The sequence below is a fragment of the Ligilactobacillus animalis genome, from assembly GCF_009933595.1.
GTDB classification, from domain to species: domain Bacteria; phylum Bacillota; class Bacilli; order Lactobacillales; family Lactobacillaceae; genus Ligilactobacillus; species Ligilactobacillus animalis.
The window spans coordinates 360,001-376,597 of the sequence record NZ_CP047141.1 but is presented as its reverse complement, the minus strand read 5'-3'; the positions used below and the strand labels follow the sequence as shown (position 1 = coordinate 376,597).

The window sequence follows — 16,597 nt, the reverse complement described above, 5'->3', positions numbered from 1 at the left end:
ATACCTCGTCGATTTATTTACTTTTCATAGTATACACTAGTAAGATTACAGAAATGTTACTCTTAAATTACATATTTGTACTTATTTATCTAGCTTATGTTACTTAGAAACACGAAAAAACCCGTGTTTGTAACATTACAAACACGGGTCAAATACACTTTAATTTCCAAATTCACTTAGATCTAACAAAATACTGCCATAGGCTAACCCAGCCCCAAAACCAGTTAACAAGACTTTTTTAGGGCGTTTCCCCTGTGCTAAAGCTTGCGCCAAGGCTAACGGGATCCCTACAGATGAGGTATTTCCCGCTTCAGTGACATTGATCGCAAACTTGTCTAGATCCAAAGCTAAATGTTGCGCAATATTTTCGATCAACCGTAGATTAGCCTGGTGCGTGACCACTAGATCAAGGTCAGCTGGTTTAACACCATTATCTGCCAAAAATTCATCGATATGAGCAGTAACGTCATTTGTTACAAAATTGTAAACTGCTCGTCCATCTTGGTAAAATGCATCCAGCTGTGGATAATTGTCGGCAGCAACTTTTTGGAGCGGGGCAACGCGGCCACTGTGGATAACTTCAGTGTTACCTCGGGTAGCGATCTTTTCGGCTAAATATGCAGTATTACCGGTACTCTTTTCTAAGATCACACCCGCTGCGCCATCCCCAAAAAAGACGGCTGAGGTCCGATCGGTAAAGTCCATCATCTTAGAATTAGTTTCCGCACTGATGACCATTGCCCGCTGATACATCCCACTGTGGATAAATTTTTCAGCCGTTGCCAGCGCAAAGATAAAGCCCGCACACGCGGCGGACAAGTCATACGCGAAGGCATTGCTAGCTTGAATATTTTTTTGGACGATCGCTGCTGTTGCTGGGGTCAAAGCATCCGGTGTGATCGTCGAGACGATGATCAGATCGATCGCAGTCGCATCTAACTTAGCCTGCTTCAATAACTTTTGAGCGACCTTTGTAGCTAGATCTGACGTATTTTCAGCGATCGCATAGTGCCGTTGCTTGATCCCAGTGTGAGACACGATCCATTCATCGGATGTATCCATCAACTGACTCAATTCATCATTAGTCACTACCTTTTCAGGAAGATACCCCGCACTTGCGGTAATTTTTACGGCTGTCATAGTAGGCCCTCTTTCCAAAATATTTATCATTAGCTTTATCATAGCATATCGTTTTGTGGACAAACTACCTCTTTGCTTTTATCCACAAATGAAAAAACAGGGCCGTGAATATTCACAGCCCTGTTAGTGATGCGGGTAAATGGATTCGAACCATCACGAGCTCAATTGCTCACCAGATCCTTAGTCTGACGCGTCTGCCAATTCCGCCATACCCGCGACAACAGAATTAATTATAGCAGACAAACTAGACCCCTGCAACTATTTTTTTAGATTTTTTTCAAAAGGCGCAACTTCCCGTGACAGCGACTGCAAACAAAGCGTTTGACATCGATCCGACGTTGGCGCTGATATTTTTGCCCGCAATTTTGACAGCCGTATGTATAACGGTAATTCTTACTACTGGCTGGAGCATACCGTAAGCCACCGACCTGACGCAATAATTGCTTGAAAGCTTGATCACGGTGCCGATATCCTTGTCCAGTCAAATGCAGATGGTAGTGGCAAAGTTCATGTTTGATCGTTCCGATAAGGGTCGCTTGGCCGTGTTCTGTCAACATCTTTTCATTGATCTCAATATCATGGCTCGTCAATAAATAACGCCCTCCAGTGGTTTTCAAACGCCGATTGAAGTAAGCGCGGTGGATAAAAGCACGTTTGAAATACCTCAAGGAGAGCTCTTCGACTAGTGCCTGAAGCTGTTGATCAGTCATCGGCTGGCGCTAACATGCTCAACTGGATGCGCCCACGCTTAAGATCGACATCCGTCACATAAACATCAACGATATCACCGACTGCGACGACTTGACTTGGATGTTTGATAAATTTTTGACTCATCTTAGAGACGTGAACTAGTCCATCTTGCTTGACCCCAATATCCACAAAGGCACCAAAGTCGACAACGTTACGCACGGTCCCCTGTAATTTCATTCCTACTTTGAGATCTTCTAAATGTAAGACATCGGCTTTTAGCAATGGTGCCGGCATAGAATCGCGTAATGTGCGGCCCGGTTTCTTTAAGCTCGCTACGATATCTTTGACCGTAGCTAGTCCCGCTTGATTAGCTTTAGCAAAAGCTTTCGCATCAAAACGAGCTAACTTTTCTTCTGCTAGAGCAGTCCCGATCTCGGCTTGCTCGATCTGTGCTTGGGCCAAGATCGCCTTCGCTAAAGGATAACTTTCAGGGTGAATATCAGTGTTATCAAAAACATTTTTGCCCCCAATGATCCGCAAGAAACCAGCTGCTTGCTCGTACGCTTTTTGGCCTAAACGGGCAACTTTTTTGAGCTGGGTCCGCGTGGTAAAGCGCCCATTTTCATCCCGATAAGCGACGATATTTTTGGCCGTCGTTTTATTTAGCCCTGAAATATGTTGCAATAAAGTGGCACTAGCTGTGTTCAAATTGACCCCTGCTTGATTGACCCCAGTCTCGATCACCGTTTGGAGTTCATCATCTAATTGCTTTTCTGGCAGATCGTGTTGATACTGACCGACCCCGATCGCTTTCGGGTCGATCTTGATCAATTCCGCTAGTGGATCTTGTAAACGTCGCGCAATACTTACCGCTGAGCGCTCTTCCACATTAAAGTCCGGGAATTCTTCGCGTGCTTGGGCACTGGCAGAATAAACTGAGGCTCCAGCTTCGTTGACGATCACATAATAGACCTTATGCTTTAACTCGCTTAAAACTTCTGCCACGAAACTCTCCGACTCCCGACTCGCAGTCCCATTGCCGATCGCGATCATTTCAACTTGATATTTTTCAAGTAATTCTAGCAAAATTTGCTTTGCTTGAGCTCGTTTTTTAGGATCTGGGCGCTTGCCCTTAGCTTTTTCATGGGGATAGATCACTGCTTTAGCTAAAAATTTTCCAGTTGGATCAACGATAGCTAATTTACAACCAGTTCTAAACGCCGGATCAAGGCCTAAGACTGTCTTGCCTTTTAAAGGCGCTTGCATCAATAGATGGTAGAGATTATCACCAAAGACTGCGATCGCACTAGCAGCTGCCCGTGCAGTCAACTCTTTGCGTAATTCGCGTTCGATCGCCGGCCGGATAAAGCGTTTATAGGCGTCGGTATATGCCTGTTCCACATATTGCATACTTGGTCCTGACTTTTGCCCGATGATCCGTGCATGAAAATAACGAAGTACATACTCATCGTCGAGTTTTACTTTGACTTGTAAGATCTTTTCCTTTTCTCCCCGATCAAGGGCTAAGATCCGGTGGTCTAAGATAGTTTTGATCGCTTCTTCAAACGTATAGTAGTCTTGATAGATGCCTTTTTCATCTAGACTTTCATCTTTGACTTTTGCGACTAATTTTCCCTTAGTTTGGGCATGCTTTCTGACCCACGCCCGTAGACTCGCATCCTCACCAAAGGCCTCAGCTAAGATCTCATGGGCGCCCGCCAAAGCTTCTTGTGGCGTATTGATCTCTTTTTTGGGATCGACATATCTTTGCGCTTCGCTGATAACATCGGCTGGGCTATCTGTCAGCAAAAATTTAGCTAAGCCTTCTAAGCCACGTTGGCGTGCGATCTGAGCTTTTGTCTGCCGTTTTTGCTTGAACGGTAGATAAATGTCTTCGAGCTGTTGTAAGGTTTTGGCTTGGGCTAACATCTGCTCTAGTTTAGGCGTTAATTTCTTTTGCTCGGCTATTTTAGCTTTAATATCAGCTCGTCTTTTTTCAAGTTTTTCAACTTGCTGATAAGTCGCGGTGATCTCACGCAATTGAACTTCATCTAAGCTCCCTGTCGCTTCTTTACGATAGCGTGCGATAAAAGGGATCGTATTGCCTTCTTCGACTAATTTTAGGACTTGCTTGATCTGATCAGGACGATAGGCTAACTGTTGCTCAACTAATTGTAAGTAATCTGCTTCCACATTTTTCCCTCACATTCTATGATTTAACTAGATTATAGTGATTTTTTGGTAAATGAACAAGTTTGCGCTTTGGCTGATAAAAAGCTAAAATCATACGTGACACTATTTTAAAGGGGGCAGCATTTTTTGACACCAACAGAAGCACTTAAACATTACTTTGGTTATACCGAATTTAAAGCCGGCCAAAAAAAGGTGATCGACTTGCTCTTAGAACATAAAAATACTCTCGCACTCTTACCAACTGGAGGCGGGAAATCCCTGTGCTATCAGATCCCGGCACTTTTAGAAGATGGTTTGACCTTGGTCATCTCACCTTTGATCTCCTTGATGAAAGACCAAGTCGATAGTTTACAGCAAAATGGGATCCCTGCTGCCTTTATCAACAGTTCCCAGGAGTTCGAAACGGCTAAAGCGGTCTTAGCCAAAGCGCGCCGGCACGAATTAAAATTGCTCTATATCGCACCTGAACGCCTTGAAAATCAATTTTTCTTAGAGTTACTACAGACTTTACCTGTTTCTTTAGTCGCAGTCGATGAAGCCCACTGTATCTCTCAATGGGGCCATGATTTTCGCCCTAGTTATTTAAAATTACCCGCTTTATTGGCTCAACTGCCCGTCCGTCCTACGCTAGTCGCCTTGACCGCTACAGCTACTCCACAAGTTGCAAAAGATATCAAAGAATTACTTTTGATCCCCGCTGAAAATGAAGTCAAAACGAGTTTTGCCCGCGATAATTTGACCTTTAAGCTCATCAAAGGTACTGATTTTGAACATTATCTTCTCAGCTACCTCAAGCAAAATCCCAATGATTCTGGTATCATCTACGCTTCGACCCGCAAAAGAGTCGAACAACTAGGCATCATGTTAAATAAAATGGGGATCAAAGCGGGGATCTACCATGCGGGCTTAAGTGAATTACAGCGGCGTGAAAGCCAAGAAGATTTTCTCTACGATCGTACCCCCGTCATGGTCGCTACCAATGCCTTTGGGATGGGGATCGACAAAAGCAACGTCCGCTTCGTGATCCATGCTCAAGTTCCCGGTAGTCTGGAGGCCTATTATCAAGAAGCAGGCCGCGCTGGGCGTGACGGACTACCAAGCGAAGCGATCTTATTTTACAAAGATGCGGACCTGCAAGTCCAACGTTTCTTTATCGATAATTCCCAAGCCGATGAACAACACCGTGAATTTGACTACCAAAAACTCCAGGCTTTGACCCGCTATGCTAATACCGAAGAATGTTTGCAACGCTTTTTAGTCCAATATTTCGGCCAAGATTGTCCTGATTGTCAAAAATGTACAAACTGTACTGATACCCGTGAAAAACAAGACATCACAAAAGAAGCTCAGATGATCATGTCGTGTATCGTGCGGATGCAATCGCGTTTTGGTAAAAAGATCGTCGCTCAAGTTTTAGCGGGCTCTAAGGCGAAACGGATCCTTGAATTGAATTTCGATCAGCTTTCAACTTATGGGATCATGCACCAAAAAACCAAAGAGATCGAAACTTTGATCGACTTTTTGACTGCCAGTGGTTATCTCAAAACGAGCAGTGGCCAATTTCCCACGCTCCATGTGACGCAAACGGGGCTGGAAGTCTTACGGGGCCAAGCAAAAGTTTATGCCCGCATCGAAAAAGCCGAGCGCAACAGTGAACAACCGGTGGAAAGTGGCTTATTTGAACATCTCCGCAAATTGCGCCGGCAGCTGGCTGAAGCGCAACACGTCCCACCATTTGTCATCTTTTCCGATCAAGCTTTACAAGACATGTGTGTGCTCTTACCGACAAACGAGATGGAATTCTTAGAAGTCAAAGGTGTCGGTCATAGCAAACTTGAAAAATACGGAACGATCTTTTTAGATGCTATTAAAGAATATCAGAGTGTGAGCCAGCCCGGGTAGCTCCGTACAGATAACAAGAAATCCACTAAGATGCAAAAAACGCATCTTAGTGGATTTCTTGTTATCTGCTAGGAGTTAGGCTGGCGAGCACGTTTCCACTATATAACTCAGATGCGTTTAACAGTATGCAAAAAGACCACCCAAATTTATCCCAAAATTCGAGTGATCTTCATTCAAATATATGTCACAGCTTTTTTATCTGAGTGGACTTACTAAGCCTATTTCCAAAATGTATCGTAGACCGTGATCGGCAAATGACGTTTGTGTCTTGTCTTAGTAAACCAATTTTCGATCTTTTCAGCTGCATCGGGGCGCACTTCTTTACCTTCTAAATAGTCATCAATATCATCATATGTCACACCTAAAGCGACTTCATCTGGTAAAGCTGGGCGATCTTCTTCTAGATCAGCTGTCGGTGTCTTTTGGTAGAGATGTTCAGGCGCACCTAGGACTTCTAGCATTGCTCGACCTTGGCGCTTGTTTAGCCGCCATAACGGCATGATATCAGCACCGCCATCCCCAAATTTGGTGTAAAAACCAGTGATCGCTTCAGCAGCGTGATCAGTACCTACAACAGCCCCACTATTAGCACCGGCGATCGCATATTGAGCGATCATGCGTTGGCGCGCCTTGATATTGCCCTTGTTAAAGTCACTTACAGTCACATCATTAGCTTGAACGGCTACGACCATCGCATCGGCTGCTTCTTTGATGTTGACCCGCATCATTTCATCAGCTTGCATAAATTCGATCGCATCCAAAGCATCACTTTCATCGGCTTGAGTGCCATAAGGTAAGCGCACAGCGATGAATTTATAACTAGCATCACCTGTCTCGGCGCGCAATTCAGTGATCGCCATTTGACATAACTTGCCACATAGCGTTGAGTCTTGGCCCCCAGAGATACCTAACACAAGTGTCTTTAAAAATGAATGCTTGCGTAAATAAGCTTTCATGAAATCGATCGAGCGTCTGATCTCAGCTTCAGGATCGATCGTTGGTTGGACTTTTAATTCAGCAATGATCTCTTGTTGTAATGTTCTCATTAACTTTGACCTTCTTACTTTTCAAGTTTTTGATTGATACTTTCGCGAACCTCTTTGATGATCTTCATCTTGTTGTCGTAACATTTTTGTGAAAGATCGACCGGATAGTCTTGCGGGTTTAGATCACGCTTGTATTCTTCCCACAAGCTATCTAAATGCAATTTGGAATATTCTTTGATCTCCTCTAAAGTTGGTAGCTCATAGACCAACTCACCTTCTTTGAAAATATCACGCAACAAAGGACGCGCGTTAAAGTCAGTCACATCTTTATTGATATACGTATATTGTGGATGGAACATATAAAGTGATTTTTCCTTGCGTGGATCTTCATCCCCGATCGTAATATAATCCCCTTCGGATTTACCATCGGTCTTTTTAGTGATCCGCCAGACTTGCTTGCGTCCTGGAGTCGATACTTTTTCGGCATTGCTTGAGATCTTGATCGTATCTTCAAGTACACCATTTTCGTCCTCGATCGCTACCATCTTGTAGACCGCACCTAGAGCTGGTTGATCATAGGCCGTGATAAGCTTAGTTCCCACGCCCCAAACATCGATCTTGGCTCCTTGCATCTTCAAGTTGGTGATCGTCTTTTCATCTAGGTCGTTTGAAGCATAGATCTTAGCATTCGGAAAACCGGCTTCATCAAGTTGTTCACGGACACGTTTTGAAATATAGGCCATATCGCCAGAATCGATCCGGACCCCTAAGAAATTGATCTGATCGCCTAGTTCTTTAGCCACTTTGATCGCATTAGGCACCCCTGAGCGCAAGGTGTCGTAAGTATCAACTAAAAAGACACAATCTTTATGCGTTTTAGCATATGCCATAAAAGCATCATAATCATTGCGGTAAGCTTGAACTAAAGCATGAGCATGTGTCCCACTAGCTGGGATCCCAAAGATCTTAGCTGCCCGCACATTGCTGGTCGCGTCAAAGCCCCCGATATAGGCTGCCCGTGTTCCCCACAAAGCAGCGTCAAATTCTTGTGCGCGCCGTGTACCGAATTCAAGCAAGGCATCATCCCCACAAGCCGAACGGACACGAGCTGCTTTAGTGGCGATCAAAGTTTGATAATTAACGATATTCAAGATCGCTGTTTCAACTAATTGGCAATCTACCAATGGGCCTTCTACTTGGATCAAAGGTTCGTTGTTGAAGACGACTTCACCTTCAACGACTGAACGGATCGTCGCTTTAAATTTAAAATTGCGGAGATATTCGATAAAATCATCCGGATAGTCACCGATCTCTTTTAAGTAGGCGAGATCATGTTCAGTAAAGCGCAAGTTTTGAATATAATCAACGATACGCTCTAACCCTGCAAATATTGCATACCCATTTTGAAACGGCAGCTTACGAAAATAAACTTCAAAAATTGCCTTCCGCTCTGCCAGACCCTGACGCCAATATGTCTGCATCATATTGATCTGATAAGCATCAGTATGCAATGTATAACTGTCGTCTGGATATAATTTAACCATTTCTTTCCTCTTCATTAATCAATTGTTTTTCCGAAAAATTTTTAGCGGATTTGACTACATGAGTTTAATTTTATCACTTTTGAGCCAAAACACCAATCTAACTGCTATAATAATAACAAATCCTTAGATTTAGATGAGGTATATCATGCAAAATAATTTTGAAACTGTAAATGTTTTGGGGCTTGATTTTATCAAAGCCACCCAAACTGAATTTTTGGAACAACTAAAACGCGATAGCCAAACTAAAGCTGATCGTTTTATCGTGACCGCTAACCCTGAGATCGTCTTAGCGGCCAAAGATGACCCGACCTACGCTAAAACGATCCGCAGTGCTGACTACATCACGGCTGACGGGATCGGGATCATCAAAGGAGCTAAGATCTTAGGTGATCCGTTGCCCGAGCGTGTAACAGGCTATGATACATTAGTGGCTTTGTTAGCCTTTGCCAATAAACATCAAAAAAGAGTCTTTTTCCTCGGTGCTAAACCAGCTGTCCTAGAAAAAGTTTTAGCTAAAGTAAAAACTTCCTATCCTGACCTAAAGATCGCAGGGAGTTGTGATGGTTATTTCAAAGATGAAGCTAAAGTAGCCCGCCAGATCGAACAAGCCCGCCCTGATTTTGTCTTTGTAGCCCTCGGCTTTCCCAAGCAAGAATTCTTTATCGCTAAATACCGCAAGCTAGCACCTGCTATTTGGATGGGGGTCGGTGGAAGCTTTGATGTTTTGTCGGGTCAAACAAAGCGTGCCCCTAAATGGTGGATCGATCATCATCTCGAATGGGCTTATCGCTTATTAAAAGAACCAAGCCGTTTCATCCGGATGCTCGCTTTGCCTAAATATCTTTTATTAGTCTATCGCAAAAAAATTTTTGGTCGTTGATCAACAAGCCGTTGTTTAACGGCTTATTTTTTTCTATAATGGAAACTGCATTTATAAAAATCAAGGATAACTTGGACTGGTTCGCAAACTTCCCAGGATAAAAAACCAAGGATCTCATTAAGGAGGTTGGAAATTATGGATGCAACAACAACTCAAAAAGTTATCATTGACTGTGACCCTGGTATTGATGATAGCCTAGCTTTAATGTTAGCTTTGGCTTCACCTGAGCTCGAAATTCTCGGGATCACTACGGTCGCAGGCAATGTCCCTTCAGATCTAGGTGCTAAAAATGCACTCAAAATTTTAAATCATTGTCATCGTTTAGACATTCCCGTCTATTGTGGAGCTTCTAAGCCACTTAAACGTACCTATGTCAGTGCCCAAGATACCCATGGGGCTGATGGTTTAGGTGAGAGTAAGCTCCCTGAAGTCTCTCATTCATATCATTTAGGGGCCAGTGATTTTATCAATCAAACGCTCTACAATGAACCTGATTTAACGATCATCGCTTTAGGTCCACTAACCAACATCGCACAAGCTCATCAAAAAGCGCCCGCAGCCTGGAAAAATTGTGGTCGCTTGGTTTCTATGGGTGGAAATTTCAAAAGTTTTGGCAATTGCTCACCAGTTGCTGAATATAACTACTGGTGCGATCCTGATGCAGCAGCCTACTGTTTTGATAACTTACCTTTAAAGATCGAGATGGTCGGACTCGATGTGACTCGTAAAATGTTATTTACCCCTAATATTTTGGAATTGATCCGCCAAACACGGCCTAAAGAAGCTGACTTCATTCAAAAAATAACCCGCTTTTATTTTGATTTTCATTGGCAATACGAAAAAGTTATCGGTTGCGTCATCAATGATCCGTTGGCTGTCGCCTATACACTTTGTCCCGAACTTTGCCAAGGCTTTGCGGCTCACACTAAGATCGCAACAACTGGGCTTGCACTGGGACAAAGTATCGTTGATGAAAAAAACTTTTGGCAAGCTCCAGCTAACAGTTTCGTATTGACTCAAGTAAATGCTTTAGCAGCTATGAAATTATTTTTAAGCCGTGCCTGTGGCTTAGATCCTGATATGCTGGAACAAACACTACCTCAGATCGCTGATTTGGAGGTGCCACATGCCTAAAAGATCAACTCCACGGTACCTCACCCTATGTGCCTTAGGGATCACTTTGAATATCATTGGGAGTAACTTAGCGCTGTTTTTACACCTACCACTTTATCTCGACACGTTAGGGACTATGTTATGTGCCGCCTTGCTCGGCCCAACTGCGGGTCTACTAGTTGGGGGCAGTACGGCATTATTAGTTGGAATGACGACTGATGTTTTTTCTATATATTATTCACCGATCCAATTGCTGATCGGTCTGATAGTTGGGTTTATCTTCAAATATCGTACTCCCACTAAAATTTGGCAACTTTTTTTGGCCGCTCTCTTGATCTCCTTACCAGGAACTTTAGCTAGTACTGCGATCACCTATTTTTTATTTAATGGGATCACTAGCTCTGGTTCAAGCATGTTCGTTCAGATCCTAAGTGGAGCAGGCGTCCATCAAGCACTGGCGATCTTTTTGGTCCAGATCAGTACTGACTACTGCGACCGCTTGTTGACCCTTTATCTCATCTGGTTGCTTTATCGCAAATTACAACCGCGTTTTTCTTTTAAAGCCTAATAAATAGCGCCCCAAGTTCAAATGAGCTTGAGGCGCTTATTTTTATTTTTCTAGATAAAATTCAAACCGTTCACCAGCATACTGCGTGCGAACGTATTCAAAAGGCCGACCATCACCTAATTTAGTGATCTGACGTAGGCGTAAGATCGCTGAACCACGTTTTAACTCGAGATACTCAGCGATCTTTTCAGAAGCCAACATCGAGCTGACCGTTTGTTGCGCATGGCCGATCGTCAAGCCATTTTCTTGCAACGTACCATAAAGTGAATTGGTGATCTGCTTGCGTTGATAATTTTTGATCAGATCATACGGTAAAGTCGCCACTTCAAAACAGATCGGAACTTCATCGGCATATCTGATCCGCTCCATCCGCAATACTTTTTGGTCAGGCCCTAATTTTAAATGCTCACTTTCACTGAGCGAAGGGGCAGTCACCAAATAAGAGACCGTCTTACTGGAAGGAGTTTTTCCTTGCGCTTCCGTCAACGCCGTAAAACTCGTGACCCCAGACATCTTTTCTTGGACTTTTTTGCGCGCTACATAAGTACCCGACCCGATCTGGCGCTCTAAGATCCCTTCTTCGACTAAAGTCTGGATCGCTTGGCGCAAGGTCATGCGACTGACACCAAACTGCACCGCCAGATCACGCTCTGATGGGATCCGATCACCGACCGCCCAACGATTGGCTTCGATCTCTTGTTTGATTTTATTGTGGATCTGAATGTAAATTGGTGAACCCATGACTACCACCTTCCATATTTAGGGTTATTTTTTGAATCGGCATCCAAAACTATAGGTCTCAACGAGATCAAGGTCATGATCAAAGACGTTAAAATCAGCGTCTTTACCCACTGCTAACACACCTTTTTGCGTCAAGCCAAATTCTTTAGCTTGATTTAAGGAAGTCATCTTGATCGCGTCTTCTAGTGAACAACCGGTAAACTTCATAATATTTACAAAAGCGTCTTTATATTGTAAAACACTTCCGGCCAAATTACCACTCTCAAGGCGAGCTTGTTTGTCTTTGACGATAACTTTTTGGCCACCTAATTCAGAGACTCCTTCAGGCATGCCCTTAGCACGCATCGAATCAGTGACTAATTCTATCTTATCTGGTCCCTTCAATTCATAGGCTAACTTGATCATATCAGGGCACACATGGAAACCGTCAGCGATCAATTCACAATAGATGTTATCTTCTAACAAAGCATGGCCCGTCACACCTGGTTCACGATGTTTGAATTCGCGTTGGGCATTATACAAATGCGTCACGTGGCTGGCACGGGAATGCTTCATCTGTTCGCGCGTCGCATTACTATGTCCGACAGAAGGAACGATTCCATGTTCAAGACAGTATTGCTCAAATTCAGGCGAAGTTTCATGCTCAGGTGCATAAGTCACCAATTTGATCATATTACCGGATAATTCGTTCCAATGATCGAATAATTTTGTATCTGGCGCTTGAATGTATTCTTCTGGTTGTGCTCCCTTAAAAACTGGTGAGACAAAAGGCCCTTCCAGATGGATACCTTGGATAACTGGATTCTTAGCTGCAGCTTCTTTGATCGCTGTCATCGCATGCGCAATATTTTCCGGTGATTGCGTCATCGTCGTTGGAAAATAAGTCGTAACACCTTCATAGACCATATCATCGACCATTTCACTCAATTCTTGGGCATTACCATCCATGGCATCAAAATTATAGCCACCGTGACTATGCACATCGATAAAACCTGGCACGATGATCTTACCTTCAACATCGATCACCTCTTGATCAGCTGGTGAAACTTGATATTCACTCATCGGACCGATCGCTTCGATCTGCTTATCAAATCGAATATAGGCGTCATCTATCTTGTTTTCTCCTGTGTAAACAACAGCATGCTTGATAACTTTGCTCATAATTGAACCCGCTTTCTTATTTTAATTACACCTTAATAGTAATAGGTATAGACCAAAATTACAAGCCTAAACGCTTATTTTCCTTGATCTTTATTGATCGTCGCATCCATGCCCTTGATCACAGCCGTCATAAAGCCAGCTTCTTCCATGGCAAGCAAGCCTGCGATCGTCGTTCCACCAGGAGAACAAACGTCATCGACTAGTTGCATTGGTGTCTTTTGATCGGCTAAAACTTTTTGCGCACTCCCCAAAACTGCTTGGGCTGCGATCTTAGTTGCTTGATCTTTTTTCAAGCCATATTTGACCCCAGCGCGCGACATTGCGTCGATGAAGAAATAAACATAAGCTGGCGAACTACCCGCTAAAGCAACAAAGGTACTGAAATCTTTTTCGGGCAAGATCTCAGTTTGACCGATCATTTCAAAGAGTCCCTTGATCCGTGCAAAATTGGTCTCCGTCACAGCAGGACTTGCATTCAAAGCCGTCATCCCAGCCGCGATCTCTGCATTGACATTTGGCATGATACGGATGATCTCTAAGTCTTCAGGTGTCAGCCCTAGCAAGTCAGCGATCTCTGCGATAGACACTCCCGTCACCATCGAAACGATGACCGGCTTTTTTTCTTGTACCGTTGCTTTGATCTCATGTAAGACCTCAGCTAACACGATTGGCTTGACCGCTAAGAAGATAATATCTGCCGTTGAAACGACTTCGGTATTGCTAGCACAAGCGTGTAGTCCATGTTCTTTAGCATATGGTTCATAACTTGCTTTGCGAGCACTGTGCAAGTAGATCTCTGCTTTTTGCCCTTGACTTAACCAACCATTGATAATTGCCCGTGCCATATTTCCGGCACCGATAAATCCTAATTTCATTTGCTCACCTGCTTTTTTAAATTAAAAAAAAGGTCACGACCTAAGTAAGTCGTGACCTATCAGTCATTGGGCTAGCTGGATTCGAACCAGCGCATGACGGTACCAAAAACCGTTGCCTTACCGCTTGGCTATAGCCCAATATGGTGGAAGGGAGTGGATTCGAACCACCGAACCCGAAGGAGCGGATTTACAGTCCGCCGCGTTTAGCCAGACTTCGCTACCCTTCCGTATTCCATATCTCATATCAGATGACTTAACGCATCCGACTTAATTATAATACCCTGTTTAGGATCAAAATGCAACACTTTTTGAAAACTTTTTTAAATAATTTTTTTCTGACCCTTTTTAAAGCTTTAAACTAATTCCCCAATAAAAAAACTGTACCGCTGATCTGAAGTGATCTGCGATACAGTCAAATGTTAATTAACGTTTTCCATTAGTTTTTTGATACGTGGTGTTAAAACTAAAAGTAATCCACCAAAGACTACGGTAACGATCCCGATCGTTCCAAAGTAAACTACTTCAGTTCCTTCATTGTAGAGACGTACGATCTGTGCGTTGAAGGCTTGGGCCACCGCATCACCTAAGAACCAAATACTCATCATTTGAGCTTGGAAAGCTTTCGGAGCTAATTTAGTCGTTACGGAAAGGCCGATCGGTGAGATCAACATTTCCCCGATGATAACTAACGCCCAACTCATGATCAACCATAATGGACTGACCTTAGCATCAGTTCCAAATAAAAGACCTGGTAACATCATCCAGATAAAGGAAGCCCCAGCAAAGAACAGACCAAAGGAGAACTTCATTGGTGATGATGGTTGTTTTTTCCCTAACTTAGTCCATAATTTAGCAAAGAATGGAACATATAACATGATGAAAAGTGGGTTCATACTTTGGAACCAACTTGATGGGAAGTTAAAGCCAAATAATGATAGACGTGTTTGTTCATTGGCAAATAATGCTAACACAACTGAGCCTTGTTCTTCGATCGACCAGAAAAGCACAGAGGCGATGAACAATGGAATATAGGCTAACACACGTGAACGTTCAACTTTATCGATCTTGTTACTTGCCAAGATCTTAACGAAGTAGTAAACCGGAATACATACCGCAAAGATCGTCAATAAGTTGATGATGTTCATGATCGTAAACATATTGAAGAGCAACATCAAAGCAATGATCAAGGCAACTAAGACAGTCCAAACAGCCGTCTTTTTACCCAAACTCTTCAATTCATCCGGTTCAAGTGGATCAGTTGGATATAAGCTTTCTTTAGAAAGATACTTCCGGCCATCGATCGAGTATTGGATCAAACCAAAGAACATCCCGATCGCTGCCAATGAAAAACCAAGGTGGAAGTTGACTTGTTGTCCCAACCAACCAACTGTTAGTGGTGCGATGAACGCCCCCATGTTGATCCCAAAGACAAAGATACTAAAACCTGAATCTCGTCTTGTATCTTCGGGAGCATATAAGCCACCGACCATTTCGGAAACATTTGGTTTAAGTAGCCCCGTCCCGATCACGATCAAAGCAATCGATAAGAAGAGAGCCATTCTGCCAAATGGGGTCGCTAAGACGATATGCCCTAACATGATCAAGACCCCACCGACAAAGACTGTTTTCCGACTGCCCCAGATACGGTCACTGACAAAGCCACCGATCACACTGGATAAGTAAACAAGCGAACCATAGATCGACATAATTGAAGCTGCTGTCGTCTTATCAAAACCAAGACCGCCTTGTGAGACGGAATAATACATATAGTAAAGTAAGATGGCACGCATACCATAGTAACTAAATCTTTCCCACATTTCTGTGAAAAAGAGCGTTGATAAACCGCGTGGATGCCCTAGAAACGTGGGCTCCTGTGTTTTATCTGTCATTTAAATTCCTCCAAACAGTGCCAAAAGACATCAATTGTTCGTTACACAATTACAATACATTGAACAAATAATAAGAAAAATGCAATGTATAACAGTACTATTATAAGTTTCAAAAAATGATACGTCAAATCAATATTAGAATAAATTTACTGAATATCCCCCCTAACTGAGAATAATTACATTATCATATCATGTTTTTTTGCATAAATAGTTAAAATAATGGATAAAAGTCGCTATTTGACTTAATTTCAAACATTTTTTCTCAAATGTCTTACTTCCCAATAATTCGTCTGAGCAAGTTAAAATATTTAAGAATTTTTCTCAGAAAACTCATGTTATTCAGATACTTAAGTGCGTTTAATACAAAAAAAGACCTAGGAATTTTCCTAGATCTCTTACCGTGTAAAACCTACTGCCGGTTGCAGGATTCGAACCTGTGACCCTCGGTTTACGATACCGATGCTCTACCAACTGAGCTAAACCGGCGAAATAATGATGACCCGTACGGGATTTGAACCCATGTTACCGCCGTGAAAGGGCGGTGTCTTAACCACTTGACCAACGGGCCATGATATAAAATCAACTCCGGCAGGCGGACTCGAACCGTCGACAGCCTGATTAACAGTCAGGTGCTCTACCAACTGAGCTATGCCGGAATAACGCGTGGCAACTTCCTACCCTCGCAAGGGGCGATCCCCTAACTACTATCGGCGTTACAAAGCTTAACTTCTGTGTTCGGAATGGGAACAGGTGTAGCCTTTGTGCTATCGCCACCACACTTTTTTGTGAGAACCTTGTTCTCTCAAAACTAGACAATATCTTTATTTCCGAAAACGCTACGTTCTTGACTTGGTTAAGTCCTCGACCGATTAGTAATGGTCCGCTCCATACGTCACCGTACTTCCACTTCCATCC

13 protein-coding genes, 6 tRNA genes, 2 rRNA genes and 1 riboswitch (1 of these 22 cut by a window edge) are annotated in these 16,597 nt (G+C 43.2%); of the genes, 4 read left to right on the top strand and 17 right to left on the bottom strand.

Annotated features, from left to right (window positions below; translation table 11 throughout):
- Positions 1 to 159 precede the first annotated feature (159 nt).
- From GSR62_RS01755 to GSR62_RS01740, 4 genes are all read right to left on the bottom strand, one after another.
- On the bottom strand, positions 160 to 1,140 hold the full coding sequence (locus GSR62_RS01755; RefSeq protein ID WP_066024205.1) for a beta-ketoacyl-ACP synthase III: 981 nt from the start codon (positions 1,138 to 1,140) through the stop codon (positions 160 to 162).
- Between the two features lie 130 nt (positions 1,141 to 1,270).
- Positions 1,271 to 1,356 (bottom strand) — tRNA-Leu (locus tag GSR62_RS01750).
- A gap of 50 nt (positions 1,357 to 1,406) precedes the next feature.
- Entirely contained in the window at positions 1,407 to 1,850 is a 444-nt protein-coding gene (locus GSR62_RS01745) for a SprT family protein (protein WP_066024204.1), read from the bottom strand.
- Positions 1,843 to 4,023, bottom strand: coding sequence for a Tex family protein (locus tag GSR62_RS01740; RefSeq protein WP_066024203.1), 2,181 nt, complete (start codon positions 4,021 to 4,023; stop codon positions 1,843 to 1,845). Before GSR62_RS01740 ends, GSR62_RS01745 begins: the two co-directional genes overlap by 8 nt.
- Positions 4,024 to 4,149: 126 nt before the next feature.
- Between GSR62_RS01740 and recQ the strand changes: the two genes are divergently transcribed.
- A complete protein-coding gene (gene recQ, locus GSR62_RS01735) occupies positions 4,150 to 5,925 on the top strand; it encodes a DNA helicase RecQ (protein WP_066024202.1) in 1,776 nt (591 codons plus the stop codon).
- A gap of 218 nt (positions 5,926 to 6,143) precedes the next feature.
- On the opposite strand, the gene nadE is transcribed toward recQ, so the two are convergent.
- Together nadE and GSR62_RS01725 are read right to left on the bottom strand one after the other, a co-directional pair.
- Entirely contained in the window at positions 6,144 to 6,971 is an 828-nt protein-coding gene (nadE, locus tag GSR62_RS01730) for an ammonia-dependent NAD(+) synthetase (protein WP_066024201.1), read from the bottom strand.
- A gap of 14 nt (positions 6,972 to 6,985) precedes the next feature.
- Positions 6,986 to 8,455: a nicotinate phosphoribosyltransferase gene (locus GSR62_RS01725; RefSeq protein WP_066024200.1), complete on the bottom strand. Its 1,470-nt coding sequence runs from the start codon at positions 8,453 to 8,455 to the stop codon at positions 6,986 to 6,988.
- Positions 8,456 to 8,600: 145 nt separating this feature from the next.
- Between GSR62_RS01725 and GSR62_RS01720 the strand changes: the two genes are divergently transcribed.
- The 3 genes from GSR62_RS01720 to GSR62_RS01710 all read left to right on the top strand — a co-directional run bounded on the left by GSR62_RS01720 (position 8,601) and on the right by GSR62_RS01710 (position 11,016).
- Positions 8,601 to 9,335 carry a WecB/TagA/CpsF family glycosyltransferase gene (locus tag GSR62_RS01720; protein ID WP_066024199.1) on the top strand — a complete coding sequence of 245 codons (735 nt, stop codon included), beginning with the start codon at positions 8,601 to 8,603 and terminating at the stop codon, positions 9,333 to 9,335.
- Between the two features lie 70 nt (positions 9,336 to 9,405).
- A riboswitch (PreQ1 riboswitch) is annotated at positions 9,406 to 9,450 on the top strand.
- Between the two features lie 20 nt (positions 9,451 to 9,470).
- Positions 9,471 to 10,469 carry a nucleoside hydrolase gene (locus tag GSR62_RS01715; RefSeq protein WP_066024198.1) on the top strand — a complete coding sequence of 333 codons (999 nt, stop codon included), beginning with the start codon at positions 9,471 to 9,473 and terminating at the stop codon, positions 10,467 to 10,469.
- Positions 10,462 to 11,016, top strand: coding sequence for an ECF transporter S component (locus tag GSR62_RS01710; RefSeq protein ID WP_066024197.1), 555 nt, complete (start codon positions 10,462 to 10,464; stop codon positions 11,014 to 11,016). Before GSR62_RS01715 ends, GSR62_RS01710 begins: the two co-directional genes overlap by 8 nt.
- 42 nt (positions 11,017 to 11,058) lie before the next feature.
- On the opposite strand, the gene GSR62_RS01705 is transcribed toward GSR62_RS01710, so the two are convergent.
- From GSR62_RS01705 to GSR62_RS01655, 11 genes are all read right to left on the bottom strand, one after another.
- Complete coding sequence (locus tag GSR62_RS01705; protein ID WP_066024196.1) at positions 11,059 to 11,757, bottom strand: GntR family transcriptional regulator; 699 nt, start codon at positions 11,755 to 11,757, stop codon at positions 11,059 to 11,061.
- A 24-nt stretch (positions 11,758 to 11,781) separates the two neighbouring features.
- Complete coding sequence (nagA, locus tag GSR62_RS01700; protein ID WP_066024195.1) at positions 11,782 to 12,918, bottom strand: N-acetylglucosamine-6-phosphate deacetylase; 1,137 nt, start codon at positions 12,916 to 12,918, stop codon at positions 11,782 to 11,784.
- 74 nt (positions 12,919 to 12,992) lie between these two features.
- Positions 12,993 to 13,793 carry a pyrroline-5-carboxylate reductase gene (proC, locus tag GSR62_RS01695; protein ID WP_066024194.1) on the bottom strand — a complete coding sequence of 267 codons (801 nt, stop codon included), beginning with the start codon at positions 13,791 to 13,793 and terminating at the stop codon, positions 12,993 to 12,995.
- 66 nt (positions 13,794 to 13,859) lie between these two features.
- Positions 13,860 to 13,931 (bottom strand) — tRNA-Gln (locus GSR62_RS01690).
- Between the two features lie 3 nt (positions 13,932 to 13,934).
- A tRNA-Tyr gene (locus GSR62_RS01685) sits at positions 13,935 to 14,020 on the bottom strand.
- 192 nt (positions 14,021 to 14,212) lie between these two features.
- Positions 14,213 to 15,682 carry a peptide MFS transporter gene (locus GSR62_RS01680; protein ID WP_066024193.1) on the bottom strand — a complete coding sequence of 490 codons (1,470 nt, stop codon included), beginning with the start codon at positions 15,680 to 15,682 and terminating at the stop codon, positions 14,213 to 14,215.
- A 413-nt stretch (positions 15,683 to 16,095) separates the two neighbouring features.
- Positions 16,096 to 16,168: transfer RNA gene (locus GSR62_RS01675), tRNA-Thr, on the bottom strand.
- Positions 16,169 to 16,178: 10 nt separating this feature from the next.
- Positions 16,179 to 16,250, bottom strand: a tRNA-Glu gene (locus tag GSR62_RS01670).
- 15 nt (positions 16,251 to 16,265) lie between these two features.
- Positions 16,266 to 16,338, bottom strand: a tRNA-Asn gene (locus GSR62_RS01665).
- Between the two features lie 5 nt (positions 16,339 to 16,343).
- Positions 16,344 to 16,460: ribosomal RNA gene (gene rrf, locus GSR62_RS01660) — 5S ribosomal RNA — on the bottom strand.
- A 71-nt stretch (positions 16,461 to 16,531) separates the two neighbouring features.
- Positions 16,532 to 16,597: ribosomal RNA gene (locus GSR62_RS01655) — 23S ribosomal RNA — on the bottom strand (it continues 2,851 nt past the right edge of the window).